This window comes from Pseudomonas sp. GW821-FHT07G06 (assembly GCF_058986625.1).
On the sequence record NZ_JBYSVW010000017.1, the window covers coordinates 1 to 25,816 of the forward strand.

The 25,816-nt window shown below is 60.6% G+C and carries 20 protein-coding genes, 1 pseudogene and 1 riboswitch; of the genes and pseudogenes, 14 read left to right on the forward strand and 7 right to left on the reverse strand.

The window, feature by feature from the left end; all coding sequences use genetic code 11:
- The first annotated feature begins 130 nt into the window (after positions 1 to 130).
- Positions 131 to 356: riboswitch (cobalamin riboswitch) on the forward strand.
- A gap of 122 nt (positions 357 to 478) precedes the next feature.
- The 4 genes from AC3WJW_RS23940 (at position 479) to cobM (ending at position 2,630) form a co-directional block, all read left to right on the forward strand.
- Positions 479 to 670: a CbtB domain-containing protein gene (locus AC3WJW_RS23940; RefSeq protein ID WP_007974650.1), complete on the forward strand. Its 192-nt coding sequence runs from the start codon at positions 479 to 481 to the stop codon at positions 668 to 670.
- Positions 671 to 681: 11 nt separating this feature from the next.
- Complete coding sequence (locus AC3WJW_RS23945) at positions 682 to 1,389, forward strand: CbtA family protein (RefSeq protein WP_493727651.1); 708 nt, start codon at positions 682 to 684, stop codon at positions 1,387 to 1,389.
- Entirely contained in the window at positions 1,386 to 1,799 is a 414-nt protein-coding gene (locus AC3WJW_RS23950; protein ID WP_493727652.1) for a cobalamin biosynthesis protein, read from the forward strand. Before AC3WJW_RS23945 ends, AC3WJW_RS23950 begins: the two co-directional genes overlap by 4 nt.
- 84 nt (positions 1,800 to 1,883) lie before the next feature.
- Complete coding sequence (cobM, locus tag AC3WJW_RS23955; RefSeq protein WP_493727653.1) at positions 1,884 to 2,630, forward strand: precorrin-4 C(11)-methyltransferase; 747 nt, start codon at positions 1,884 to 1,886, stop codon at positions 2,628 to 2,630.
- Between the two features lie 164 nt (positions 2,631 to 2,794).
- Here the strand turns inward: cobM and nfuA are convergent, their stop codons facing one another.
- Together nfuA and AC3WJW_RS23965 are read right to left on the reverse strand one after the other, a co-directional pair.
- Positions 2,795 to 3,379: a Fe-S biogenesis protein NfuA gene (nfuA, locus tag AC3WJW_RS23960; RefSeq protein WP_007912592.1), complete on the reverse strand. Its 585-nt coding sequence runs from the start codon at positions 3,377 to 3,379 to the stop codon at positions 2,795 to 2,797.
- A 201-nt stretch (positions 3,380 to 3,580) separates the two neighbouring features.
- Positions 3,581 to 5,878, reverse strand: coding sequence for a fatty acid cis/trans isomerase (locus AC3WJW_RS23965; RefSeq protein ID WP_493727654.1), 2,298 nt, complete (start codon positions 5,876 to 5,878; stop codon positions 3,581 to 3,583).
- 156 nt (positions 5,879 to 6,034) lie between these two features.
- On the opposite strand from AC3WJW_RS23965, the pseudogene metH reads away from it, so the two are divergent.
- Both metH and AC3WJW_RS23975 read left to right on the forward strand, forming a co-directional pair.
- Positions 6,035 to 9,742, forward strand: a pseudogene (gene metH, locus AC3WJW_RS23970) (methionine synthase); the annotation flags it as partial.
- Between the two features lie 107 nt (positions 9,743 to 9,849).
- A complete protein-coding gene (locus tag AC3WJW_RS23975; RefSeq protein ID WP_007980782.1) occupies positions 9,850 to 10,068 on the forward strand; it encodes a DUF2970 domain-containing protein in 219 nt (72 codons plus the stop codon).
- A 6-nt stretch (positions 10,069 to 10,074) separates the two neighbouring features.
- Here the strand turns inward: AC3WJW_RS23975 and AC3WJW_RS23980 are convergent, their stop codons facing one another.
- Positions 10,075 to 11,160, reverse strand: coding sequence for an ABC transporter substrate-binding protein (locus AC3WJW_RS23980; protein ID WP_493727655.1), 1,086 nt, complete (start codon positions 11,158 to 11,160; stop codon positions 10,075 to 10,077).
- A 522-nt stretch (positions 11,161 to 11,682) separates the two neighbouring features.
- Here AC3WJW_RS23980 and AC3WJW_RS23985 point away from each other — a divergent pair.
- Positions 11,683 to 13,341, forward strand: a complete 1,659-nt coding sequence (locus AC3WJW_RS23985; RefSeq protein WP_116580622.1) for a nitrite/sulfite reductase — start codon at positions 11,683 to 11,685, stop codon at positions 13,339 to 13,341.
- Positions 13,325 to 13,819: a DUF934 domain-containing protein gene (locus AC3WJW_RS23990; protein WP_493727656.1), complete on the forward strand. Its 495-nt coding sequence runs from the start codon at positions 13,325 to 13,327 to the stop codon at positions 13,817 to 13,819. Before AC3WJW_RS23985 ends, AC3WJW_RS23990 begins: the two co-directional genes overlap by 17 nt.
- A 51-nt stretch (positions 13,820 to 13,870) precedes the next feature.
- On the opposite strand, the gene AC3WJW_RS23995 is transcribed toward AC3WJW_RS23990, so the two are convergent.
- Entirely contained in the window at positions 13,871 to 17,758 is a 3,888-nt protein-coding gene (locus AC3WJW_RS23995) for a dermonecrotic toxin domain-containing protein (protein WP_493727657.1), read from the reverse strand.
- Between the two features lie 526 nt (positions 17,759 to 18,284).
- Positions 18,285 to 19,307, reverse strand: a complete 1,023-nt coding sequence (gene sohB / locus AC3WJW_RS24000) for a protease SohB (protein WP_007976507.1) — start codon at positions 19,305 to 19,307, stop codon at positions 18,285 to 18,287.
- 201 nt (positions 19,308 to 19,508) lie between these two features.
- Here sohB and AC3WJW_RS24005 point away from each other — a divergent pair, with 201 nt between their 5' ends.
- The 5 genes from AC3WJW_RS24005 to AC3WJW_RS24025 all read left to right on the forward strand — a co-directional run bounded on the left by AC3WJW_RS24005 (position 19,509) and on the right by AC3WJW_RS24025 (position 24,062).
- Positions 19,509 to 20,219 (forward strand): histidine phosphatase family protein, encoded by a 711-nt coding sequence (locus AC3WJW_RS24005; protein ID WP_493727658.1) that lies wholly within the window; start codon positions 19,509 to 19,511, stop codon positions 20,217 to 20,219.
- Positions 20,220 to 20,283: 64 nt separating this feature from the next.
- Entirely contained in the window at positions 20,284 to 20,598 is a 315-nt protein-coding gene (locus AC3WJW_RS24010) for an SCP2 sterol-binding domain-containing protein (RefSeq protein ID WP_007976511.1), read from the forward strand.
- Between the two features lie 272 nt (positions 20,599 to 20,870).
- Positions 20,871 to 21,734, forward strand: coding sequence for a LysR family transcriptional regulator (locus tag AC3WJW_RS24015; protein ID WP_493727659.1), 864 nt, complete (start codon positions 20,871 to 20,873; stop codon positions 21,732 to 21,734).
- Positions 21,735 to 21,840: 106 nt separating this feature from the next.
- Positions 21,841 to 22,986 carry an SRPBCC family protein gene (locus tag AC3WJW_RS24020; protein WP_493727660.1) on the forward strand — a complete coding sequence of 382 codons (1,146 nt, stop codon included), beginning with the start codon at positions 21,841 to 21,843 and terminating at the stop codon, positions 22,984 to 22,986.
- Complete coding sequence (locus AC3WJW_RS24025; RefSeq protein WP_493727661.1) at positions 22,983 to 24,062, forward strand: SMP-30/gluconolactonase/LRE family protein; 1,080 nt, start codon at positions 22,983 to 22,985, stop codon at positions 24,060 to 24,062. Before AC3WJW_RS24020 ends, AC3WJW_RS24025 begins: the two co-directional genes overlap by 4 nt.
- Before the next feature lie 126 nt (positions 24,063 to 24,188).
- On the opposite strand, the gene AC3WJW_RS24030 is transcribed toward AC3WJW_RS24025, so the two are convergent.
- Entirely contained in the window at positions 24,189 to 24,350 is a 162-nt protein-coding gene (locus AC3WJW_RS24030) for a hypothetical protein (protein WP_167399505.1), read from the reverse strand.
- Positions 24,351 to 24,459: 109 nt separating this feature from the next.
- Entirely contained in the window at positions 24,460 to 24,693 is a 234-nt protein-coding gene (locus AC3WJW_RS24035) for a DUF465 domain-containing protein (RefSeq protein ID WP_095966813.1), read from the reverse strand.
- Between the two features lie 215 nt (positions 24,694 to 24,908).
- Here AC3WJW_RS24035 and AC3WJW_RS24040 point away from each other — a divergent pair, with 215 nt between their 5' ends.
- Positions 24,909 to 25,430, forward strand: a complete 522-nt coding sequence (locus tag AC3WJW_RS24040; protein ID WP_493727662.1) for a DUF4142 domain-containing protein — start codon at positions 24,909 to 24,911, stop codon at positions 25,428 to 25,430.
- Positions 25,431 to 25,816: the final 386 nt, after the last annotated feature.

A 25,816-nucleotide genomic window follows, 5' to 3' on the forward strand; every position in this document is an offset into this window, starting at 1 on the left:
CTGCGATCTTTTGATCTTGCTTTTTAAAATCAAGATCAAAAGATCGCAGCCTGCGGCAGCTCCTACAGGGGATCGTTTCGATCCAGGTGAGAACCCTTGCCAATTGACGCCCAACCCTCGCCCATGCTCTCCTACGCATCTTGTTACGGGTGCCCTTCACAGGGTGAAACGGGAAACCGGTGAATCATGTGCTTTACTCTAAAGCCATGTCAGTCCGGTGCTGCCCCCGCAACGGTAAGCGAGCGAAGCATCAGATCCACTGTGCCAATACGGCATGGGAAGGTGATGCTTGCAGGATCAGGCTGATGCCTGCGCCCCTCGTGAGCCCGGAGACCGGCCCGCAACATAAAGTGACCATAACGATCACTGAAACAACAAACCCGCGGTGGGCGGGCGCTGTTTGAAACGCTGCGCGCCTGGTCGTGCAGGTTTTTGCATGCGCTCTTGATTCCCCGCTGACAGACCAGAGGGAAACGCCATGTCGATCATCAGCAGCACCGGCCACACTACAGCCAGCACCACTTCTACCCTGACTCAACGTCTGACCGCCGCCGTCTGCGCGTCGATCCTGGGCGCGTGTCTGGTGTATTTCGCCGGTTTCTCGCACATCGAAGCGGTGCACAATGCCGCCCACGATACCCGTCACAGCTCCGCGTTCCCGTGCCATTGAGACCTGCTGACATGATCAAGCGTATTGCGCAAACCGCAGGTTTCACCGGGCTGCTGGCCGCCCTGTTGCTGACCCTGCTGCAAAGCTTCTGGGTCGCCCCCCTGATCCTGCAGGCCGAAACCTACGAAAATGCCGAACCGGCTGCCGTTGAAATGCATGAACACGCCGATGGCGCGATGGCTGCCCACACCCACGACGCCGAAGCCTGGGAGCCGGAAGACGGCTGGCAGCGCGTGCTGTCGACCACTGGCGGTAATCTGGTCGTGGCCGTCGGTTTCGCCCTGATGCTGGCCGGCCTGTACACCTTGCGTGCGCCGACCAAGACCTCCCAGGGCCTGCTCTGGGGCCTGGCCGGCTATGCGACCTTCGTGCTCGCGCCAACCCTCGGCCTGCCACCTGAACTGCCAGGCACTGCCGCCGCCGATCTGGCACAACGGCAACTGTGGTGGATCGGTACCGCCGCCTCCACCGCCGTCGGTATCGCGCTGATCGTGTTCAGCCGTCACTGGCTGATGAAAGTTCTCGGCGTGGCAATCCTCGCTGTTCCCCATGTGATTGGCGCACCGCAACCGGAGGTGCATTCGATGCTCGCTCCGGAGGCACTGGAAACCCAATTCAAAATCGCTTCGCAACTGACCAACGTGGCGTTCTGGCTGGCCCTGGGCCTGATCAGCGCCTGGTTGTTCCGTCGCAAAAGCGATGGCCAATACCACGCATGACTGACGTCAGCACTGAGCCGACCCTGGTGGTCGGCCTGGGCTGCCAAAAGGGCTGCCCCGTCAGCACCTTGCTGGCGCTGCTCGACCAGGCACTGGAGGCGCACCAGATCGCGCGCCATGAAATCAAGGCGCTGGCCAGCATCGATTCGAAGCGCGACGAACCTGCATTGATCGAACTGGCTCAGCAGCTTGGCCTGGAATTGCTGTACTTCAGCAGCGAACAACTGGCCCCCTATGAGCCGCAACTCAGTCATCAATCGCAAATAGCGTTTGAACGCACCGGTTGCTACGGTGTGGCGGAAAGCGCCGCACTGGCCCTGGCCGAACAACTGGCCCAAGCCCCGGCAAAACTGCTGATTCCCCGACAGAAATATGCCCAGGCAACCCTGGCATTGGCCGGCGCGGCATAAAATCCCCGATAATCCCCGCCTCGATCATGAACATTCTTCATCTGAAGCCCTGTTCAGCCCCTTTCATCCCCACAGGAACCGACGATGACCGTCTACTTCATTGGCGCAGGTCCCGGCGACCCCGAACTGATTACCGTCAAGGGCCAGCGGCTGATTCGCAGTTGCCCGGTGATCATTTATGCCGGCTCGCTGGTGCCAGCCGCCGTACTGGAAGGTCATTGTGCCGAGCAGGTGGTCAACAGCGCCGAACTGCACCTGGAACAGATCATCGACCTGTTCAAGGCCGCCCACGCCAAGGGCCAGGACGTGGCCCGGGTACACTCCGGCGATCCGAGCCTGTATGGCGCCATTGGCGAACAGATTCGCTATCTGCGTGAGCTGGGCATTGGCTTCGAAATCGTTCCGGGCGTGACGGCCACCGCCGCTTGTGCAGCGCTTCTGGGTGCAGAGCTGACGCTGCCGGACGTTTCACAGAGCGTGATCCTGACTCGCTACGCCGACAAGACCGCCATGCCACCCGGAGAGGAATTCGCCAGCCTGGCGCAGCACGGCGCGACCATGGCGATTCATTTGGGGGTCAATCACCTGCCGAAGATCGTTGAGGAACTGCTGCCGCACTACGGCGCCGATTGCCCGATTGCGGTGGTTCACCGCGCGAGCTGGCCGGATCAGGATTGGGTGACGGGAACGCTTGAGGACATTGCCGAAAAGGTTGCCGCCAAAGGGTTTCGGCGCACGGCGTTGATACTGGTAGGCCGGGTGTTGGGCAGTGATCATTTCAGCGAATCGTCACTGTATCGCGCGGGGCATGCGCATCTCTACAGACCGTAATCACCCTGTGTAGGAGCTGCCGCAGGCTGCGATCTTTTGACTTTGATTTTTAAAAGACAAGATCAAAAGATCGCAGCCTTCGGCAGCTCCTACACAGGGGTTTCGGTAGGGCATAAAAAAACGGCGCTCACGGGGCGCCGTTTTTTTGTTTCGCAGCGAACACCTTAGTAGTAGGCGTTTTCTTTCTGCGTGTGGTCGGTCACGTCGCGAACGCCCTTGAGTTCGGGAATACGCTCGAGCAGGGTGCGCTCGATGCCTTCCTTGAGCGTCACGTCGGCCTGGCCGCAGCCCTGGCAACCACCGCCGAACTGCAGGACGGCGATGCCGTCTTCGACCACGTCGATCAGGCTGACCTGACCGCCGTGGCTGGCCAGCCCCGGGTTGATCTCGGTTTGCAGGTAGTAGTTGATGCGCTCGTTGACCGGACTGTCGGCGTTGACCATCGGTACTTTGGCGTTTGGCGCCTTGATGGTCAGCTGGCCGCCCATGCGGTCGGTGGCGTAGTCGACAACGGCATCGTCCAGGAAGGCTTCGCTGAAATGGTCGATGTAGGCGGTGAAGCTTTTCAGCCCCAGCGCGGTGTCTTCGGGTTTTTCTTCGCCCGGCTTGCAGTAGGCAATGCAGGTTTCGGCGTACTGGGTGCCAGGCTGGGTGATGAAGACGCGGATGCCGATGCCCGGGGTGTTCTGCTTGGAGAGCAGATCAGCCAGATAATCGTGGGCGGCGTCGGTAATGGTAATAGCGGTCATGGAAACTCCTCGCAGGCTTGGGCGCAGTTTACGCCAATCGGCGCGCCGGACAAAGTCCCAGTATTTTTGTCGGGAAAGATTCCGACGATATCCTCTGTGTAGGAGCTGCCGCAGGCTGCGATCTTTTGATCTTGTCTTTTAAAAATCAAAGTCAAAAGATCGCAGCCTGCGGCAGCTCCTACACAAGGGCTCGGTGATTGGTCAGAGGTTCTCGAAGCGGTTCATGTCCAGCACGCCCTCTTCCACCGGATCGGTCTCCTGGATGTAGCGGCTCAGGTCATGGAAATACTGCCAGAATTGCGGATGACTGCGCCGTATTCCCCAACGTTCGACGATTTTCTCAAAACTGTCGCTATCCTTGGCGTTCTCCATCGCATCCACAAACGCCGGCACTTGCCCGGCCGGAATGTTGAACATGAAGTTCGGGTAGCTGCTGAGCACACCCGGAAAAATCGTCAGGGTATCGAGCCCCGGCTGATAGCGCAGCGATTCGCCGAGCAGGAACGCCACGTTGCTGTGGGCCCGGTTGCGCAGCAGGCTGTAGACCTCACGCTTGCCGCTGCCGGTTTCGATGCGCAGCATGGTCGCTTCCGGCAGTTGATCAATCACTTTCAACCCCGCCGCCGGACGCGAAGCCAGGCGGCTCAACACCTGCTCGGCATTCTGCAGGTCCGGATCAATGTTCGGCCGCGAACAGTAGGCGCCGTCGCAGCGGTTGATCGGGTCGGGCCTGGCATTGAGGTCGCCATAACGGGTGAGCAATTGCTGGGCGAAATCGCGCTTGGGATCCTGCGGATCAAGCTTCAGCGCAGTCGGCTTGTCATCGTCGATGGACTCGTAGTCCAGCCACATCTTGAATTTGCCACTGTTCTGATACCAGTCGTCGAGGTAGCCCTCCCGCGAATCGGCGGGCATCAGGCGCAGGAAATTCTGCTCGGCGCCGTTACGGATCAAGTCGAAATACAGGCGCGTCTGGGCCTGATGGGACACGTTGCCAAACACATCGAAATTGACTGCCAGTTGATAGTAGGTGCGCTCCAGCAGCGGATAGTCGAACAGCCACATCGTCTGCGGCACTTCGCCGATCAGGCCTTTGGTCACCGAGGCGCTGTCGAAATGGCGAAAGATGCTCAGCAGCGCGTTGTCGTTACCGGCCCACAGAGTCGACCAGCTCGGTGCGGGCTCGTCGGAGTAGCTGTCGCGGCGCAGGGCCTCGTACTCGTTGCGTTTGTCGCGGTAGTCGTGCCACAGGCTCAGGACGCTGCCGACATCATCATTCTGCCCCGGCATCGCCAGCAAGGGCGTGGCCTGCCCGCGATAGTTCGGGTCGGTGATGTAGAGGTCGTGTTCAGGTGCCTGGAACAACGCCCAGAAATTATCGCGAATCACGTCCGTGGCGATCTGCCCACGACACACCGGCCCACGGATAAAGGTGCGCACGAAGTACTCGGCGTTATCGAGCATGAACTGATAGCGCGCCTGGGCCGGGATCGCTTCGAAGGTGGCAAAAGGGTTGGCCCGGCTCTGCGGCCCGTAGCCCGGCAATGCATTGACCTCCCAGTTGCCGCTGTAGAACAGGGATTTGACCCGTGCCAGCTTGGTCGCGCTCAGCGGATAGGTGATGTGGGTCTTGTGCACGATCACGCCCTGCACCGGCCACAAGCGGTAGTAAAACTCCGTGCCCGGATCATCGTTGGGGCGCCGGGTATTGATCAGGTCAATCGGCTGGCCGGTCGGCGTGCGCGAACGCACCCACTGGAAGAAATGCCCGGGCTCCCCCTCCTTGAAGTAAAGATGGGCGAGGAACCAGTGTTCATACAGCCAGCGCCCCACCAGGCTTTGCCGTGCGCCCGGCGAATTGAGCAGGTTTTCCCACTGGATCACTTGTTGCGCTTCTTGCGCACTCGGGGCCAGGGCCTGTTGATCGATAGGTGCGCCTGCGGCCAGCCAGCGTTGCAGCGTCTGGTACTGCGGGTCGGTCAGGCCGGTCACCGCCAGCGGCATGCCTTCCTTCGGGTGCGAAGCGGCGTAGCCATCGAACTGCGCGGGCATGGCACACATGTTCTCCCGGTTCAGGCCCAGGACGATGTCTTGCGGCAGCCTGGCGTTGGGTTGCAAGGGGGTGTTGTGGCCCAGTTCCAGCATCCGCGCCATCAATGCAGCCTGGCTGCCCTGGGCATCGAGCACCGAAAAGAAGCCCTTTTGCTGCCAGGCGGCTTTTCCGGACGCGTCCAGAAACAGCCGCGTCGGCGCCACCGCCTTAGTACGGTCACCGTCGTAAACCGGGACTTTCGTCGCGCCGCGTGCCGCGCCCTCGCCGCTGCCCAGGTTGAGCTGACAGGCGGCGTCGTTGCAGGCGTGGCAGGCTACGCACTTTTCAGTGAAGATCGGTTGAATGTCTCGACTGTAGGAAATGGCAGAGGAGTTCGCCGGACTTTGCGCCGCAGCGCCCCAGCTTAAAAGCATCAACACACTGCTGATGACGAAGCGATAAGACATGTCCCTGGTCCTGGATCCTGAAAAAACGCCGCGATTCTACCGGTCTGTCACCCTTGCCAACATGAACGATATTCATGCAAAACCGAGTCATGCTCTAAAAGCGCACAGGTTTGCTATCATCCCGGCCCTTCGTCATGGCCTTACCGAGTAGTCCAAATGTCCGATCGCAGCGTTCGCCTTCAAGCTCTCAAGCACGCCCTCAAAGAGCGCATCCTGATTCTCGATGGCGGTATGGGCACGATGATCCAGAGCTACAAGCTCGAAGAGCAGGATTACCGTGGCAAACGCTTCGCTGACTGGCCGAGCGATGTCAAAGGCAACAACGACCTGTTGGTACTGACGCGCCCGGACGTGATTGGCGGCATCGAGAAAGCCTACCTCGACGCTGGCGCCGACATTCTGGAAACCAACACCTTCAACGCCACCCAGATCTCCCTGGCCGACTACGGCATGCAGGGCCTGGCGTATGAATTAAACGTAGAAGGCGCTCGCCTGGCACGCAAGGTCGCCGACGCCAAGACCCTGGAAACCCCGGACAAGCCGCGCTTCGTCGCCGGCGTGCTCGGGCCTACGAGTCGCACCTGCTCGTTGTCCCCGGACGTGAACAACCCCGGCTACCGCAACGTGACCTTCGATGAGCTGGTGGAAAACTACACCGAATCGACCAAAGGCCTGATCGAGGGCGGCGCCGACCTGATCCTGATCGAAACCATCTTCGACACCCTCAACGCCAAGGCCGCGATCTTCGCCGTGCAAGGCGTGTTCGAAGAACTGGGCGTCGAACTGCCAATCATGATTTCCGGCACCATCACCGATGCCTCGGGCCGCACCCTGTCGGGCCAGACCACCGAAGCCTTCTGGAACTCCGTGGCCCACGCCAAGCCGATCTCCGTTGGCCTGAACTGCGCCCTCGGCGCCAGCGAGTTGCGCCCGTACCTCGAAGAACTGTCGAACAAGGCAGGCACCCATGTGTCGGCGCACCCGAACGCCGGCCTGCCGAACGAATTCGGCGAGTACGACGAACTGCCGTCGCAAACCGCCAAGGTCATCGAAGAGTTCGCCCAAAGCGGCTTCCTCAACATTGTCGGCGGCTGCTGCGGCACCACGCCGGGCCACATCGAAGCCATCGCCAAGGCCGTGGCCGGTTATGCGCCGCGCCAGATCCCGGACATTCCCAAGGCTTGCCGCCTCTCGGGCCTGGAACCCTTCACCATCGATCGCAGTTCGCTGTTCGTCAACGTCGGCGAGCGCACCAACATCACCGGCTCGGCCAAGTTCGCCCGGCTGATCCGCGAGGACAACTACACCGAAGCCCTGGAAGTCGCCCTGCAGCAGGTCGAGGCCGGCGCCCAGGTGATCGACATCAACATGGACGAAGGGATGCTCGATTCGAAGAAGGCCATGGTGACCTTCCTCAATCTGATTGCCGGCGAACCGGACATCTCCCGCGTACCGATCATGATCGACTCCTCGAAGTGGGAAGTGATCGAAGCCGGCCTGAAATGCATCCAGGGCAAGGGCATCGTCAACTCGATCAGCATGAAAGAAGGCGTCGAGCAGTTCATTCACCACGCCAAACTGTGCAAGCGCTACGGCGCCGCGGTGGTGGTGATGGCCTTCGACGAGGCCGGCCAGGCCGACACCGAAGCGCGCAAGAAGGAAATCTGCAAACGCTCCTATGACATCCTGGTCAACGAAGTGGACTTCCCGCCGGAAGACATCATCTTCGACCCGAACATCTTCGCCGTGGCCACCGGCATCGAAGAGCACAACAATTACGCCGTCGATTTCATCAACGCCTGCGCCTACATCCGTGACGAGCTGCCGTACGCGCTGACGTCCGGTGGCGTGTCCAACGTGTCGTTCTCCTTCCGCGGCAACAACCCGGTGCGTGAGGCGATCCACTCGGTGTTCCTGCTGTACGCCATTCGCTCCGGGCTGACCATGGGTATCGTCAACGCCGGGCAACTGGAGATCTACGACCAGATCCCGGTGGAACTGCGCGACGCCGTCGAAGACGTGATCCTCAATCGCACTCCGGAAGGCACCGACGCCCTCCTCGCCATCGCCGACAAGTACAAGGGCGACGGCAGCGTCAAGGAAGCGGAGACCGAAGAGTGGCGCAACTGGGACGTCAACAAGCGCCTGGAACACGCACTGGTCAAAGGCATTACCACCCACATCGTCGAAGACACCGAAGAATCGCGCCTGTCCTTCAGCCGCCCGATCGAGGTGATCGAAGGCCCGCTGATGGCCGGCATGAACATCGTCGGCGACCTGTTCGGCGCTGGCAAAATGTTCCTGCCCCAGGTGGTGAAATCCGCGCGCGTGATGAAGCAGGCCGTGGCGCACCTGATCCCGTTCATCGAACTGGAAAAAGGCGACAAGCCCGAAGCCAAGGGCAAGATCCTGATGGCGACCGTGAAAGGCGACGTGCACGACATCGGCAAGAACATCGTCGGCGTCGTACTCGGTTGCAACGGCTATGACATCGTCGACCTCGGCGTGATGGTCCCGGCGGAGAAAATCCTCCAGGTGGCCAAGGAGCAGAAGTGCGACATCATCGGCCTGTCCGGCCTGATCACCCCGTCGCTGGATGAGATGGTCCATGTCGCCCGCGAAATGCAGCGCCAGGACTTCCACCTGCCGTTGATGATCGGTGGCGCCACCACCTCCAAGGCGCACACTGCGGTGAAGATCGAGCCGAAGTACAGCAACGACGCGGTGATCTACGTCACCGACGCCTCCCGCGCGGTCGGCGTGGCGACCCAGTTGTTGTCCAAGGAGCTCAAGGCCGGTTTCGTCGAGAAAACCCGTCAGGACTACATCGAGGTTCGCGAACGCACCGCCAACCGCAGCGCCCGCACCGAACGCCTGAGCTATGGCGCGGCCATCGCCAAGAAGCCGCAGTTCGACTGGGCGAACTACACGCCGGTCAAACCGACCTTCACCGGCACCCGGGTACTGGACAACATCGACCTCAACGTTCTGGCCGAGTACATCGACTGGACGCCGTTCTTCATATCCTGGGACCTGGCCGGCAAATTCCCGCGCATCCTTCAGGACGAAGTGGTCGGCGAAGCGGCCACTTCGCTGTACAAGGATGCCCGGGAAATGCTCACCAAACTGATCGACGAGAAGCTGATCAGCGCCCGCGCGGTGTTCGGTTTCTGGCCGGCCAACCAGGTGCATGACGACGACATCGAACTCTATGGCGATGACGGCAAGCCAATGGCCAAGTTGCATCATCTGCGCCAGCAGATCATCAAGACCGACGGCAAGCCGAACTTCTCCCTGGCCGACTTCGTCGCGCCCAAGGACAGTGAAGTGACCGACTACGTGGGTGGCTTCATCACCACCGCCGGCATCGGCGCCGAAGAAGTGGCCAAGGCCTACCAGGACGCTGGCGACGACTACAACTCGATCATGGTCAAGGCCCTGGCCGACCGTCTGGCCGAAGCGTGCGCCGAGTGGCTGCACCAGCAGGTGCGTAAAGACTATTGGGGCTACGCAAAGGATGAAGTGCTGGATAACGAAGCGCTGATCAAGGAGCAATACACCGGCATCCGTCCGGCACCGGGTTATCCGGCCTGCCCGGATCACACCGAAAAAGCCCAATTGTTCGCCCTGCTCGATCCCGAAGCTCAGGAAATGCGCGCAGGCCGCAGCGGCGTGTTCCTCACCGAACACTACGCCATGTTCCCGGCAGCAGCGGTCAGCGGCTGGTACTTCGCTCACCCGCAGGCGCAGTACTTCGCCGTAGGCAAGGTCGACAAGGACCAGGTGCAGAGCTACACCTCGCGTAAAGGCCAGGAGTTGAGCGTGACCGAACGCTGGCTGGCGCCGAACCTGGGTTACGACAACCAGGGCAAGATCAAGAGATCGCAGCCTGCGGCAGCTCCTACAGGGGCTGCGATCTTTTGATGTGAATTGTCTATGCTTGCCTCACACACATTCGTGGCGAGGGTTTTATGGACGATCCGGCCGACAACAAGCCGCCGAGCTTCTGGCAAATGCTGCACAGCGTCATGGCGGCGGCGTTCGGGGTGCAGAGCGGGAAGAACCGGGCCCGTGATTTCACGCACGGCAAGCCCAGTCATTTCGTAATTCTGGGGATCCTGTTCACGGTGGTGTTCGCCTTGACGCTGTTCGGCATCGTCAAGCTGGTGCTACTCCTGGCCGGGGTTTGACGCGGCTCAGTGCATCAGGGTTTGCAGGGTGAACGGGTAGCGCCAGGACGCGGGACGGCCCTTGGCCGAGAGTTTGTGAAAATCCACACCGAAGTCCTGCGTGGCCCCCATCGCCAGCAGTCGCCTGGCCTGTGCCCGGTCGATCAGTTGCAGCAACGGAATCTGCCGGTCACGGCCGCCGTACTGGCTGATGTCCACGCCTTCATCGTAGTCGTGCAATTGCACCAGCGCCCAGCCACCCAGACTGAAGTGCCCGCCCAGCAACACACTCAGGCGACGGTCCAGCAGAGCCTTCAACGCCTCGGGTGAATTGTTGATCGCGCCGAACAGCACGCCCTTGCCTGGCACACCGCCGGCCTCGACGTACGCCTGCATCACACCGAACGCCATCTCGTCGTTCGCGGCCCAGACCAGCGACGTCTGCGGGTAGCGCTTGAACAACAACCTGGCCTGCTCGTAGGCGCGTTGCCGGGTCCAGCCGCCGTACACCAGCTGGCGCAAACGCACTTCGGGGTGCTCGGCCAAGGCGCGCCGCAGGCCTTTCTCGCGATATTGCGCGGACGGAGTGATCTTCAAACCGGAAAAGGCCAGCAGTTCAATCGTCTGGCCGGGGGCCACCGGACCGTGCTGCCGGATCAGTTCCTTGAGCATCAGGTAGCCGCCCTCCTCGTCATTGGGCACCAGGCTGCCGAGCAAATCGGGATACTTGTCAGGCCGCGCGCCAATCAGTTTCATCTGATCCGCCGTCAGGGCGTTGTTGACCATGAACAGCTTCACCCCGCTGCCTTTGGCCAGCCGCAGGATCTCGGGGGCGATGTATTGCTCGTTGACGAAGACCAGGTAGTCGGGACGATGGTCGCCCTGAAGGGCTTCACGAGCCTGGCGGATGGTGTTTTCGGAGACGCGGTCGGAATACTGGATACGCAAGTCCATCCCCAGGTCCGTCGCCGCAGCCTGCATGAACTGCGAGTAACTCGCCCAGAAGGCTTCCGTTGGGGTTCCCGGATTCAGGAACAGCACTGACGCCGCTTGGGCACAAGGTCCCACGACCATGCCCAGCGTCAGTAATACGCCATACAGAAACTTCAACATTGGTCGTCCGAGCCCCCGGAAATTCGCCGCGCATTATAGCCAGCGAGTGTCCGTAAAACGGCGATTTTTCCGGTTTTTGTCGGACAATCGTCGGAACCGGGCCCGGACGGGTCGTTTATTGGTGGCTGACCCAGAAAACCGCCGTCCCCACGACCAGGATGATCAGGAACAAGATTGCCCAGGCATCTACGGTGCTATCGCTTTTCCGTGCTTTGGTTGGGTTGCTCATTGCATCGCCTCTTGTCGGTTTTATCGGTGATTGCATAAAGACTCGAGCAGAGTAAAGACGACGATTGCCCGCATCACAAACAGGGTCTTTGCAACAACGATTCTCATTAGGCGATTTGGTTCTTTACATATGCTCAAACATCACTTTTACGCATAACTGCAAACTGGTATCTTGCCCCGGCTCCGTAGGGAGTGCGCGGCCGTGCGCGCAGAATTGCCGAGGTTTTATCGGACGCCAGCCAGCCAAAAAACGCCGCTGTTTCCGACCGGCCCAAGCCTGAGAACAGGACTTATATGTACGTATACGACGAATACGATCAGCGGATCATCGAGGACCGCGTCAAGCAGTTCCGTGATCAGACCCGACGCTATCTGGCAGGCGAGCTGAGCGAAGAAGAATTCCGCCCCCTGCGCCTGCAAAATGGCCTTTACATCCAGCGTTTCGCACCGATGTTGCGAGTCGCCGTGCCTTACGGCCAACTGACTTCGCGGCAAATGCGAATGATGGCCAAGATCGCCCGGGACTACGACAAGGGCTACGCCCACATCAGTACCCGGCAGAACGTGCAGTTCAACTGGCCGGCCGTGGAAGACATTCCGGACATTCTCGCTGAACTGGCCACCGTGCAGATGCACGCGATCCAGACCAGCGGCAACTGCCTGCGCAACGTCACCACCGACCAGTTTGCCGGTGTCGCCGCCGACGAGTTGATCGACCCGCGCCCATGGTGCGAGATCGTGCGCCAGTGGACGACTTTCCACCCGGAATTCGCCTACCTTCCGCGCAAGTTCAAGATCGCCGTCAACGGTTCGACTTCCGACCGCGCCGCCATCGAAGTCCATGACATCGGCCTTGAGCCGGTGCACAACGCCGCTGGCGAACTGGGCTTCCGTGTGCTGGTCGGTGGTGGCCTGGGCCGTACGCCGGTGGTGGGTGCATTCATCAATGAGTTCCTGCCGTGGCAAGACCTGTTGAGCTACCTCGACGCCATCCTGCGGGTCTACAACCGCTATGGCCGTCGTGACAACAAGTACAAGGCGCGGATCAAGATCCTGGTCAAAGCGCTGACGCCTGAAGTCTTCGCGCAGAAAGTCGACGCGGAAATGGAGCACCTGCGCGGTGGCCAGACCACGCTGACCGAAGCCGAAGTGCAGCGCGTCGCCAAACACTTCGTCGACCCGGACTACAAGGCGCTGGACAACCAGACCGCCGCCCTGGCCGAGCTCGACCTGCAGCACCCGGGCTTCGCCCGCTGGCGCGCACGCAACACCCTGGCCCACAAGAAACCGGGCTACGTGGCCGTGACCTTGTCTCTCAAGCCTACCGGCGTTGCACCAGGCGACATCACCGACAAACAGCTCGACGCCGTGGCCGACCTGGCCGAGCGTTACAGCTTCGGTCAACTGCGTACCTCCCACGAGCAGAACATCATTCTGGCCGACGTCGAGCAGGACAAGCTGTTCGTCCTGTGGGGCGAGCTGCGCGAGCAAGGCTTCGCCACGCCGAACATCGGTTTGCTGACCGACATCATCTGCTGCCCGGGCGGCGACTTCTGCTCCCTGGCCAACGCCAAGTCGATCCCGATCGCCGAATCGATCCAGCGCCGTTTCGACGACCTGGACTACCTGTTCGACATCGGCGAGCTGGACCTGAACATCTCCGGTTGCATGAACGCTTGCGGCCACCACCACGTTGGCCACATCGGCATCCTCGGGGTGGACAAGAAAGGCGAAGAGTTCTATCAGGTTTCCCTCGGCGGCAGCGCCAGCCGTGACGCCAGCCTGGGCAAGATCCTCGGCCCGTCCTTTGCCCAGGAAGCCATGCCTGACGTGATCGAAAAGCTGATCGACGTGTACATCGAACAACGTACCGAAGACGAACGCTTCATCGACACCTATCAGCGTATTGGTATCGACCTCTTCAAGGAGCGTGTCTATGCAGCGAATCATTAAGAACAACGAGGTCGTCGACGAGACCTGGCACCTGCTGCCCAAGGACTTCAGCATCGACGAGATCACCAATTGCGACGACTACATCGTCCCGTTGCAGTTGTGGCGCGAACACAGCCGCATGCTCCTGGCCCGCGACGGCGGCCTGGGCATCTGGCTTGACGCCGATGAAGAAGCCGAGGAAATCGGTGAAGACGTCGCGCAGTTCCAGGTCATTGCCCTGAACTTCCCGGCATTCACCGATGGCCGCAACTACTCCAACGCCCGCTTGCTGCGTGACCGCTACGGTTTCAAGGGCGAATTGCGGGCCATTGGCGACGTGCTGCGTGACCAGTTGTTCTACATGCATCGCTGCGGTTTCGATGCCTTTGCTGTACGCCCCGACAAGGATCCGCACGAAGCCCTTGAAGGTCTCAAGGACTTCTCGGTGACCTATCAGGCCGCGACCGACGAACCGCTGCCGCTGTTCCGTCGCCGCTGACCGTCACCCCTTGAACCCCGGCCCCGGGGTTCAAGGGGTTTTACCCTTCGGCTAGGAAACCGGATGATCCGCCAGCGGAATCGGCCGCCCCATGGCGACCCAGTCGCGGTACAGCCGAACTCGATCTTCCAGCACCACGAACATCCTGAACGGGTTTTCCGCATCGCCAACCCGCGTATCGACACTCTGACGCAACCAGCCCCACAACTCTTCTGACGTATCCGCTTCGTGCAGCAAGTGCCACACACGCGCCTGCAGCGACCGATAGCCGACCTGGAAATCCGCCGTCAGGCGCAATCCATCCATGACCCGCAGCAACGTACTGCCCGATGGCTTGACGGCCAGTCGTTGCCAGATCTGTTGCCGCGCCTCGCGCACGCTTTCATCGCCCTCCTCCAGCCAGGGCGTCGCACTGCCGTAATCGGCACCCGGTTCACTCAGCCACAGATTGATGCCGGTACGCTCGCGATGATCGACCAGGCGCAGCAAGGTGTCTTCATCCGTCAGCGGATTACCCCAGAGTTTCACCCGGTCCCGGGAGACCGCCTGATTCAGTATCGATTGGGGAACCCGGCTGATCCGGTTGCCTTGCAAGTCGAGCGAGGTGAAGTACGGCTGATCGGTGATGCCTATCGGACAACGGCTGATCCCGGTGTTTCTCAAGTTCAATACACGCAACTCATTGAGGCCCAGGACAACGGGCGGGACGGTCAAAGGGTTGTCACTCAGGTCCAGCGTTTGCAAGCTCACCAGATCACCAAACTGTGCAGCCGTGTTCTCCTGAAGCTGCAGCAAAGTGGAACTCAGGTTCAGCGTAGTGAGACGGGTCATTTGCCGAATCGGTGGAGGCAGCACACCTTCCAGTACATCGTTTGCGTTGAGACGACGCAGGTCGACACGCTCCAGGTTCAGGGAACGCAGGTTCGGAAAACTTTCGAGAAAAGCGCTCAGGCTCTCGCGCTCGATCAGGTGCAAGCCCAGCATCGATAACTCGACGACTTCATTGAAGCGTACGCTCATCGTCGGCAACCGATGGTAGTCCTCGAAAGCCAGGTCCAGCCTGTACCCGGAGAACACCTCACCCGACATCACTCGATTGATCCGGGGCGGGCATTTTTGCCAGATGCTCATCAGTTCATCGCCCAGCTCGGTTCGAGATTCACGCTCGAAATCGATCACGGTTTGCAGCAGCTCGACATTGTGCGCCGCCACCTGCTCGGGGCTCATGCCCGCTGCATCATCATCGCCCACGGCCAGAAAATCGATGTCCATGTCATCGGCATCCAGCACGGACTGGTGGATCCACTGGCGCAAATCGGCCTGCAACTGCTGCATCTGCGCAATCAGGCGATCCAGCAGTGCCTGAGCCCCGGCACCCGCTTCAGTCAGCAACTCATCCGCCTGGGCATCGGTGAAATCCGGATACAGATCCTTGACCTGCAGACGCATGACTCCATGGGTCAGCGCTGCGGCCTGTGGCGTGTTCGGGAAGCCGCCACCGCGCAATCCCCCGGCTTCGAAAGGCAACCGCGAATCCATTCGATTCAGGCCGAGTATCAACTCGGAACGGGCCAAGGCATGGCCGCCAATGCGCAACCGCAACTCGCTGGCAGCATCCGGCGAACGAAGCGACATCGCCGTACGCTCCTCCACGGACAAGAGGTCGAGCAGCGCGGTAAACAGGTCCGAACCCTCGCTGTCGGTAGCCGCCACGGTGGAATACCGGTAGCGGTCACCGACCTTGATCAATTGCCGGCAATCCGTGGAATCGAGCGGACCGCAGCGGTCGAGGACACGGCCGCTGATTGCCCCGTCGAGCACCTCGATACGCAGGCCTTGCGGCCAGTCGGGCAGGCGCTGCAGGGAGTGCAGTGCCAGGACATCGGTTTCGGGATGCCGGACCGAGCGCAAGTACAAGCCTTCATAGGCCCGGTTGAGTCGCACATGCTGTTGGTAGTCCCGCGATTTGTTGTCCAGTCGCTTGAGCAATTGCAGCGCCTCGTCAGCGTCGAAGGGCCGATGGATATCAACTCCCGAACGGTCGAGGATTTGCTCCACGACGTTTTTCGGCAATCCTTGGTATTCGCGTTGAAACAGACGAACCCATTCCTGCTCCGAGTGCTGGAGCGCCTGATAGCGGGTGTTGAACAATCCGGCCCGTGCTTGCGCATCGGCGACGGTTTCCAGTTCCTGATCGAGCTTGAAGCGTGTGATGGTATCGGCCAGTAACGGCGTTGGTGGGCGTCCCGCCTGCATCAGGCGCAGCATGTCGTCGTCGACCGTGCTGACCCGGGCGATCTGCCCCAGTACCTCATCACTGAAGGCAGCATGGGGTGCGCACACCTCACGCAACAGCGCTATGCGAGTCGACAACGGCGCCGCAACCGATCCGGCTACGGGCTTGGCCGGCGTTCCGGGATGCGGTTCGCTCGCGGGCTCCCCAGGCTCGTGCAGGGTTGCGGCGATTTTTTCTTCGCCCTTGAGTGCCACCACAGCCCCGACCAGCGGGAGCGCATTGAGCAAGCCGAACACGCTGCGCGACACGCCCTCGGAGCGCTGCTCCGGCGTCTTGCCGTTAATGGCCTGATCGAGGCCATAACCGGTATCGATCAGGCCGGCCAGCACCAGCACGCCCTCGCCTCCCGGAATGAACAGTGCCAATGGCCCCAACCGGTTGATCCAGCGCACCAGCGGTTCCACCACCGCGCTCAAGTTGTTGCGATTGACCTGGGCATCGTCACGGATGGTTTTGACGCTGGCCATCGAGGCCTGCTTCATGGACAGCACCAGTTGCGCGAACGGATCGGTGTCGGAGTGAGCTCGCTCAAGATCGATGTAATCCTGCGGGTCCCAGAAACCGTCGTCGTTGAAGAGCCCGGCGCTCCTTTTCAGCCAGTGTTCGTTCGGGTAAACCGCCATGCCCTCCAGTGCGGTCAACACGCCCGCATGGAAGGTGCCGTCTTCCCGATCGTCCTCGGCAAAATGCGCGAGCAGCGCCTGGCGTGTGGCCGGCACCCGGCCCTGGGCCACAATCCATTGGCGCAGGTGCCGCCAGTCGGTGAATTCATGCAAGGGTGAGGAGTTGCCCGGGATATTCAGCAGGATCCGGCCGCTGTGACGGTGGCGATAACACCAGATATCGTCCGAGGTGTAGCGATAGATCGTCAGCCGACCGGCCTCGATCGGCGCGCTGACACGCGTCGGCGCCTGGAGCTGATCGAGGGTCAGCGCACTCCACGCCTGCCCCGCAGGCAAGCCGGCGGCCTGCATGGCCAGGGCCAGGCCTTCCTGACTCAAACTGCCCTCCTGGTGTTGCAGGCAGGCGCTCATGATGAAGGCGGCCTTGGCCGAGGTTCTCAGGTCGTAAGGCTGCGCCTGGACGATTCGCTTGTCAGAGGGCCAGGCACGATCAAGGTAAGCCTGATAACGGGTTTGCAAATCCAGCTCCCACACCCACTGTTTGAACGCCGCCGGCCTGAGGGCAATTTGTGTTGCCGGCCCATATACCTGGGGCGTGGTCCGGCGATAGATGCCTTCGTAGGTATGGTGGTTGCCATTGCCGTGGTCGGCGAATTCATCGACATGCTCCACGATGCGAATGGACGGGCCGACATCGGGCGGTGTGTACAAGCCAAACGCGCTTTCGGCGAAGCGCCCGTCGCCGACGGTCTGGTAGTTCTCCAGCAACGCCTGGACCAGGGTTTGGGTGCTTGCCACCTGACCTTGCTCGATGCCGTCCTGCGGCGGGTGCCCGCGGTAGCGGTAATCCAGGGTGACCAACAGCGCGGTTGGCGGGTCGATGTCTTGCCCCCATTTCTCCCTGATCAACTGTGCACCGAACTGCTCGGGGGACTGCGGTAAAGCCGCGCTCACCACAGACTGCAGTGTTTCGCGCAACGGCGCAGGCTGGGGATTTAGCGGTGTGTGATGATCATTCATGTGCATTCCATGGCAACTATTTTTGGAACACCAACATAACCAGCCGCCGCGTTGCCGAAAGCAGGAACGATCACCTGCTGCCTACAGAGATTTCGCCGCGCCGTGGAAGACATCGGGCAAGCGTTCGCAGGCAAAAAAATTCTTCACCCCCTCCCGAGAAGATGTAGGAGCCAGCCTGCTGGCGATGGACTCAAGCGCGCCGCGTTCATCCAGTTGACCCGCGTTATCGTTAACGACCATCGCTGGCAGGCCAGCTCCTACAAAGGACCGCGTACATCCAGTTCACACGCGTTATCGTTAACAACCATCGCTGGCAAGCCAGCTCCCACAAAGGACCGCGCCCACGCTGAAACTGTAGGAGCCAGCCTGCTGGCGATGGACTCCAGTGCGCCGCGTTCATCCGGCTCACACGCGTTATCGTTAACAACCATCGCTGAAATTGAATTGCCCTCCAAACCAGTGAAAACACCCAAAAAAAACCGGGGCAAATGCCCCGGCTGGATGTTTGGCAAAATTTCCTGGCCTGTTACCAGAAACGTTGCTGGGTCAAACGGCTCCACCAACTCAACAGCACGCGATCGACCGAGCCGCTGGCGGCCATGCCGATGCGCTCCGGCAGGCTTTTGCGTTCGGCGTAATGCAAGTGATAGAGCTCGGACTTGCTGGCGCGCTCGGCGAGGTATTCATCGCTGGTCTTGAGTTCGTCGACCAGATGCTTGTCCAGCGCCGCGACGCCGAGCCAGATTTCGCCGGTGGCCACTTCATCGATCGCCAGTTGCGGGCGGTAGCGCGAGACGAAGTTCTTGAACAGTTGATGGGTGATGTCCAGGTCTTGCTGGAACTTCTCCCGGCCCTTCTCGGTGTTTTCGCCGAACACGGTCAAGGTACGTTTGTATTCACCGGCGGTCAGCACTTCGAAGTCGATGTCGTGCTTTTTCAGCAGGCGATTGACGTTGGGCAACTGCGCCACCACGCCAATCGAGCCGAGGATCGCGAACGGTGCGCTGATGATTTTCTGGCCGATGCACGCCATCATGTAGCCACCGCTGGCCGCGACCTTGTCGATGCACACGGTCAGGGGCACGCCGGCTTCGCGGATACGCGCCAGTTGCGAGGAGGCCAGGCCATAGCTGTGAACCATGCCGCCGCCGCTTTCCAGGCGCAGGACCACTTCGTCCTTGGGTGTGGCGAGGGTCAGCAAGGCCGTGATTTCGTGGCGCAGGCTTTCGGTGGCCGAAGCCTTGATATCGCCGTTGAAATCGAGCACGAACACCCGGGGTTTGACCTCGGTTTTTTTCTTCTGCTTCTTGTCGGTCTTGGCCTGGGTCTTGCGCAGGGCCTTGAGCTGGTCCTTGTCGAGCAAGGTTTGCTCCAGGCGCTCGCGCAACCCTTTGTAGAAATCATTGAGCTTGCTGACCTGCAACTGCCCGGACGACTTGCGCCGCCCCTTGCTGCGCAGGGCCGCAAAACTGGCCAGGACCACCAGAATGGCGATCACCAGGGTCACGGTCTTGGCCAGAAAAATGGCGTACTCGGAAAAAAACTCCACGGGGACTCCTCAAACGATGCGCGGCTCGAACGCGCGCGGGATACCTCCAGCATACCCATGCGCCGACCTTGCGACCAGCCGTGAAACCTCTGGCAACGGGCCTGTAACGAACATTTCAAACAAGCGTATGTTTTTTCATTGACAGCTCACCGCCATCCTCATAACCTCGCCAAACCTTCAACGTACCGGGATGACGCGGACGTGGGCAGTATCTATTTGATTCGACATGGCCAGGCCTCCTTCGGTGCAGACGACTACGACGTCCTGTCGCCGACCGGCATCCGTCAGGCTGAAATCCTTGGCCGGCACCTGGCCGAACTCGGGATCAGCTTCGACCGCTGCCTGGCAGGGGATCTGCGCCGCCAGCAGCACACGGCCAACAGCGCGCTGGAACAATTCGCCGCGGCGGGCCTGCCGGTGCCGCTGCTGGAAACCGACTCCGCCTTCAACGAATTCGACGCCGATGCGGTGATCCGCGCGCTGTTGCCGGCCATGTTGCCGGACGAACCCGAAGCGCTGGACATCCTGCGCAACGCCGCGCAAAACCGTGGTGAGTTCCAGCGTATCTTCGCCCTGATCATCGAACGCTGGCTCGCCGGTACCTACGACACACCGGGCCTGGAAAGCTGGCTGGGGTTTGTCGAGCGGGTGCGGGGCGGCTTGCATCGCATCCTCGACCAGGCCGACAACACCCAGAAAATCGCCGTGTTCACCTCCGGCGGTACCATCACCGCCCTGCTCCACCTGATTACGCAAATGCCTGCCCGGCAGGCCTTTGAATTGAACTGGCAAATCGTCAACACCTCGCTCAACCAGCTGAAGTTTCGTGGTCGCGAGGTGTCGCTGGCTTCCTTCAACAGTCATGCGCACCTGCAACTGTTGAAGGCCCCGGAACTCATCACGTTTCGCTGAGTCCGGACTATTGTGACCCTGGCAGTAATCACCCAGCTCTAATTACCCAAGAAAGGATCGAACCATGACCTCCGTAGCAGACGCCGTACAAGCAATGAAAGCCAAGTTCAACCCAGCCGCTGCTGCCGGTCTGGACCTGGTCTTCGGTTTCCGCATCGACGACACCAAGAACTTCTCGCTGATCGTCAAGAACAGCACTTGCGAGCTGCAGGAAGGCGAGAACCCGGACGCTCAGGTGACTCTGGTGATGGACGGCGAAACCCTGGAAGGCATCGTCGACGGTTCGACCGACGGCATGCAAGCGTTCATGGGCGGTAAACTGCGCGCTGAAGGCGACATGATGCTGGCCATGAAACTGTCCGAGCTGTTCCCGTCCTAAGCACCTGGCTCCCGATCTTCGGGAGCGTGCAAGGCCGCAATCGAATCCCGCCCCTTGTGGCGGGATTCGTCGTTTTTGCCTGCCCTGTGGCGAGGGGGCTTGCCCCCGTTCGGCTGCGAAGCAGTCGTCAATCCGACGCCCCGCTATGTTTGAGCGGGTCTAAAGGGCCGCTTCGCGCCCCAACGGGGGCAAGCCCCCTCGCCACAGGGTATGAGTGGTGCCTGTGAGGTTTGTGCTCTTACAATGCCTCAACCTCCCACACCGGCCGCCCCATGGACATCGACCTCGCCCGCACCTTCCTCGAAATCGTCCGCCATGGCAGCCTGGCTGCCGCCGCGCAAAAGCTCCATGTCACCCAGACCGCGATCACCGCACGGGTGCAGAAACTCGAGAGCCAACTGGGCAGTACCCTGTTCGTACGCAACCGTGCCGGTGCTCGCCTGACGCCCAACGGTGAAGCGTTCGTGGTGTACGCCAACCAACTGGTGCAAACCTGGGACGCCGCGCGGCGTGATCTGCCCTTGCCCGAGGGTTATCGCGATGTGCTGCACATCGGTGGCGAGGTGAGCCTGTGTAACCCGCTGATGCTCGGCTGGGCCGGCGCAATCCGCAAGCAGATCCCCAGCCACGCCCTGCGCATGGAAATCCATGACGGCGAAAACCTCCTGCGCCAACTGGAACTGGGCGTTCTGGATGCCGCGCTGGTGTATCAGCCCGAGTATTGGCCGCGTCTGCAGGTCGAACAGGTGCTCGAAGAAAAACTGATTCTCGTGCGCCTGGCCGACAGACCCGATCCTTATGTGTACATCGATTGGGGCGCCGAATTCCGACGCCAGCACGATGCCGCCCTGCCGGAAAAAGCCAAGGCGGCACTGAGTTTCAATCTTGGTCCGTTGGGCTTGCAGTACCTTCTTGAAAACGGCGGTAGCGGTTACTTCCGCACCCGTGTCGTGCAGAGTTATCTCGATAGCGGTGCCCTGGAACGGGTGCCCAAGGCTCCGGAGTTCAGCTACCCGACCTATCTGGTCTACTCCCGCGATCGTGACTCGCCGACGCTGCAACGCGCCTTCGACCTGCTGCGCGAAGTGATCAATTCCGACGAAGACTGGTCGCAACGCTGGGACCCGCTGACGTGAGACCGGTTTGCACCGGATCATGGCCGTTGTGTCCTCAAGGTTCGCCACGCCAAAACAGCGGAATCGACTAATCTGCAGGAGATAACAATAACGACAGGTGATTGCAGTGAGGCAGACCACCGAAGGATTCCGCAGCCGTTACCGCGCCGCCATTCATCCGCTCTACAACCCTTGGCTGCACGGCGCTTTTGTCCTGTTGTTCGGGGCACTGGCGATCAGCGCTTTCTGGAGCAACGTGCATCAGGTACAGCCGGCGCAATGGCTTGCGGTGCCCGTCACGCTGCTAGTGTTCAACCTCGGCGTGTACGTGGTGCATCGCCACCTGGGGCATCATAAAAAGCGCTTCGCCCGGCTGTTTTATGCCCGTCACGCCGGCGACCACCACAGTTTTTTCACCCCTGGCCACATGACCTACGACAGCGCCCGCGACTGGCGGGTGATCCTGTTTCCGGCCTGGCTGATCGTACTGCACACGCTCGCCGTGGCCCTGCCCCTCTGGTGGCTGCTCAAGCACTTCGATAGCAACGTCGCCGGACTGGTCGGCGGTGTTCTTGTCCTCGGCTACCTGGCCTATGAAGTGTTCCATGCCTGCGAGCATCTGCCGTCGCACAATCCGCTCACACGGCTGCCGTGGATCCGACAGATGCGCCGGCTGCACGAACTGCACCACCGCCGCGAACGGATGCAGGAGCGCAATTTCAACATCGTTTTCCCGCTGATGGACTACCTGTTCGGCACCCTCTATTGGGAGCCGGAACCTGCGCCGCTCAACCCGACGAGAACGCCCATGACCCGCATGCAGCATCAGATTGTCATTGCCGGACACCCGATCGATGTATTGGCCTACGCCAGCACCGTGACCCTTTGGCCGCAATGGCACCCGTCGTCGCTGCATATCGATGGGCCCAAAGGTCCATTGCATGCCGGCGCACGTTTCGAGGAGGACATCCGCGCCGGCGGCCGTGAAGGACACTTGAGCTGGGAAGTGGCGCAGTACCTGCCCGGCCAGCGCTGGAGCGCGCGTGCCCAGGGTGACCATGGCCTGTCGCTGGTGGTGACCTACGAATGCGAAGCCGTGGACAAGGACACACGTTTCGTCCGCACCCTGGAATACCGGTTCAGCGGTCTGGCGATGCGGATTGCCAACCGGTTATTGCTCAAGCAGCGCATCGACCGGGAATCGGCGGCGTCAATGCAAGCGTTGCGCGAGATGGCGCAGAAATACCTGGTGGCAACCGGAGTCAACGCGTGAGCAGAATCCTCAAATGCCTGCTGCTGGTCATGGTCGTCATCGGCGCCTTCCTGCTGCTGATGCCGACCAAGGTGCAACCGGTGGCCTGGACGCCACAACCTGCGCCATCCCTCTCCAGCGGCATCTACGCCGACAATCAACGGCTCAAAGGTGTGGAGCGCGTCGGTGCCGCCGACATCGACGGGCCGGAAGCCCTGCTGCTGGAAAACGACACGCTCATCACCGGCTTGCACGACGGGCGCCTGATCCGCACCAGCCTGGATGGCAAGACCACCAAAGTCCTGGCCGACACCGGTGGCCGGCCACTGGGCCTGGCCCGGCATCCCAATGGTCTGCTGGTGATCGCCGATGCCGTCAAAGGTTTGTTGTCCCTCGACGCCCAGGGTCGCCTGGTGGCCTTGACCACAGAGGCCGGCGGCGTTCCCTTCGGTTTTACCGACGATGTGGTCATCGACAAACCCGGTCACTACGCTTATTTCAGCGATGCTTCGAGCCGCTTCGGTTATGGCCACGACGGTGAGGCCGTGCTCGAACACGGTGGTGACGGTCGATTGCTGCGCTACGACTTCCAGACCGGCAAAACGTCGGTTGTGCTGGACAAGCTGGAGTTTGCCAACGGCGTGACCCTGGGACCGGACGATGCCTACGTGCTGGTCAATGAAACCGGCGCCTACCGCATCAGCCGCTATTGGCTAAGCGGCCCCAAGGCCGGCACCCAAGACCTGTTCATCGACAACCTGCCGGGCTTGCCGGACAACCTGTCGTTCAATGGTCACGACCGGTTCTGGGTGGCATTGTATGCCCCCCGCAATGCCCTGCTTGACGGCACGGCGGCGCATCCGTTCGTGCGCAAGATGATCGTGCGAGCCATGACTGTCCTGCCCAAACCCGTGGAAAAGCGCGGGTTTGCCCTGGGCCTGGACCTTGAAGGCAAGGTGATCGCCAACCTGCAGGACGGCAGCACCGATAACTACTCACCGATTACCACGGTGCGCGAGTATGGGGACTGGTTGTATTTCGGTTCACTGAAGGCGCAGAACATGGCGCGGTTGCCTTTGAACAAGGCGCTGCAATGATCTGTTGAGTTCAACCAAGCACCAATGTGGGAGCGAGCTTGCTCGCGATGGCGCCCGACCAGTCCGCATTTATATCGACTGACCTACCGCTATCGCGAGCAAGCTCGCTCCCACAGGGGACGGTGTTCACTCTGGATCGATGTCGACACCTTCATCCTCCGGCCATTCATCAATGCCCGGCTCTTCCTCGGGATTGACCGTGGTGTGTTCGGGGCTCAGCGGTTCGGGATGAGTGGGTATCGGGTCGTAGCCACCCTGTTGTTCACTGGGATATTTGGGCTGGGTCATGAGGCACCTCGTTGAGAGCCGTGATATCGGTCTCTGAGCATTCGAGGTGCCGGTTCTGGTGGCCGTTCCAACTTTCCAGTCACCGATCGTCGGTGTCAGGCACGCTGGATCAGGACCGCAACTGGAGTTGTTTGACGATCTTGTCCTTGACCTCCAAGCGCTTCGCCTTGAGCTTCGTCACCGCATCATCGCTGGATTTGGCCTCCTCCGCTTTCACCACTTCGGCATCAGCCAGGGAATACTTGTTGATCAGTGAATCCAGTAACGGATCCTTGGTGCGTTTCTGCTGGATTTCTTCCTTTGTGCAACTCAGATCCTGAAAAAGGTCATGGGGCACCGGCATGGAACACCTCCGTTTGTTAATCGGTAGCAAACGCCGACTGATTGCGTTCACCAACTATCAGAATGGCCTCGGTTGGCCCGTTCTGTCGACCATCTGTCAGACCAGCGGTGCCCGTTCGTCGTCCTGTCGCAAATGCGATAAAACCTTTGCCTGCGCCGCCTCCACCGGTTGACGATCACTCGATCACCTTTGAAAACCTGTGCGGAGAATCACCAATGGACCGACTCAACGTGCGTCACCTGGCCCTGGTTATTGCAATGAGCAGCTGCATGGGCAGTGCCCTGGCTGCCACTTCCAATGACTTTGTCGACAAAGCGGCCGCCGGCGGCATCGCCGAAGTCGAGACCAGCCGGCTGGCCCTGGAAAAAAGTGCATCAGCCGACGTCAAGAAATTCGCCAACATGATGATTACCGATCATTCCAAGGCCAACGATGAACTGGCCGCCCTGGCGAAAAAATTCGACATCGAAGTGCCGGACAGCACGACGCTGACCAAGCAAGCCAAGGAAAAAATCCTCGACATGCGCGACGAATCCTTCGACGCGGCCTATGCCGACAACCAGGTCAAGGCCCATGAAGAAACCATCGACCTTTTCAAGAAGGAAGCCAATACGGTGACGGACGACCGGGTCAAGGGCGCCACCGAGCTCAAGGGCTTTGCGCAAAAAATGCTGCCGGCGCTGGAAAAACACCTGAAAATGGCGAAAAAACTCCAGGCGGCCCATCCGAGCAAGTAGCTGCGTCATCCATGCATCCTTGTGGAAGCTGGTTTGCTCATGAAAGCGAGGAAACATCCAACATCATTACTGCCTGACACTCCACCTTCGCGAGCAAGGCCGACCTGGTACTGATGGGAGAGTGTATCCCTGTAGGAGCTGCCGCAGGCTGCGATCTTTTGATCTTGATTTTTGACAATGTCGAAGGGGGGAAGATCAAGATCAAAAGATCGCAGCCTGCGGCAGCTCCTACACGGGGAGTGCGTTTAGCCGAACGGTGTACACAAACGCTCTTCACCACTCAACAGGCCGAGCGTTAGCTCGCCTGCCGCTCTTGATCTTGATCCACCCGCCCCCTCGGCAGGCTGAGCGGAGGTGTTCATCCAGGGATGGGCGCGCAGCGCCGT

What these genes read in the sequence shown, in the direction of transcription:
- AC3WJW_RS24035 (WP_095966813.1), bottom strand. Translation starts at nt 24,693, where the DNA reads ATGCCGGTGCCCCATGACCTTTTTCAGGATCTGAGTTGCACAAAGGAA.
- AC3WJW_RS23985 (WP_116580622.1), top strand. Translation starts at nt 11,683, where the DNA reads ATGTACGTATACGACGAATACGATCAGCGGATCATCGAGGACCGCGTC.
- AC3WJW_RS24040 (WP_493727662.1), top strand. Translation starts at nt 24,909, where the DNA reads ATGGACCGACTCAACGTGCGTCACCTGGCCCTGGTTATTGCAATGAGC.
- AC3WJW_RS23945 (WP_493727651.1), top strand. Translation starts at nt 682, where the DNA reads ATGATCAAGCGTATTGCGCAAACCGCAGGTTTCACCGGGCTGCTGGCC.
- AC3WJW_RS23980 (WP_493727655.1), bottom strand. Translation starts at nt 11,160, where the DNA reads ATGTTGAAGTTTCTGTATGGCGTATTACTGACGCTGGGCATGGTCGTG.
- AC3WJW_RS23965 (WP_493727654.1), bottom strand. Translation starts at nt 5,878, where the DNA reads ATGTCTTATCGCTTCGTCATCAGCAGTGTGTTGATGCTTTTAAGCTGG.
- AC3WJW_RS23995 (WP_493727657.1), bottom strand. Translation starts at nt 17,758, where the DNA reads ATGAATGATCATCACACACCGCTAAATCCCCAGCCTGCGCCGTTGCGC.
- AC3WJW_RS23990 (WP_493727656.1), top strand. Translation starts at nt 13,325, where the DNA reads ATGCAGCGAATCATTAAGAACAACGAGGTCGTCGACGAGACCTGGCAC.
- AC3WJW_RS24015 (WP_493727659.1), top strand. Translation starts at nt 20,871, where the DNA reads ATGGACATCGACCTCGCCCGCACCTTCCTCGAAATCGTCCGCCATGGC.
- AC3WJW_RS23950 (WP_493727652.1), top strand. Translation starts at nt 1,386, where the DNA reads ATGACTGACGTCAGCACTGAGCCGACCCTGGTGGTCGGCCTGGGCTGC.
- AC3WJW_RS23940 (WP_007974650.1), top strand. Translation starts at nt 479, where the DNA reads ATGTCGATCATCAGCAGCACCGGCCACACTACAGCCAGCACCACTTCT.
- nfuA (WP_007912592.1), bottom strand. Translation starts at nt 3,379, where the DNA reads ATGACCGCTATTACCATTACCGACGCCGCCCACGATTATCTGGCTGAT.
- cobM (WP_493727653.1), top strand. Translation starts at nt 1,884, where the DNA reads ATGACCGTCTACTTCATTGGCGCAGGTCCCGGCGACCCCGAACTGATT.
- AC3WJW_RS24010 (WP_007976511.1), top strand. Translation starts at nt 20,284, where the DNA reads ATGACCTCCGTAGCAGACGCCGTACAAGCAATGAAAGCCAAGTTCAAC.
- AC3WJW_RS23975 (WP_007980782.1), top strand. Translation starts at nt 9,850, where the DNA reads ATGGACGATCCGGCCGACAACAAGCCGCCGAGCTTCTGGCAAATGCTG.
- AC3WJW_RS24030 (WP_167399505.1), bottom strand. Translation starts at nt 24,350, where the DNA reads ATGACCCAGCCCAAATATCCCAGTGAACAACAGGGTGGCTACGACCCG.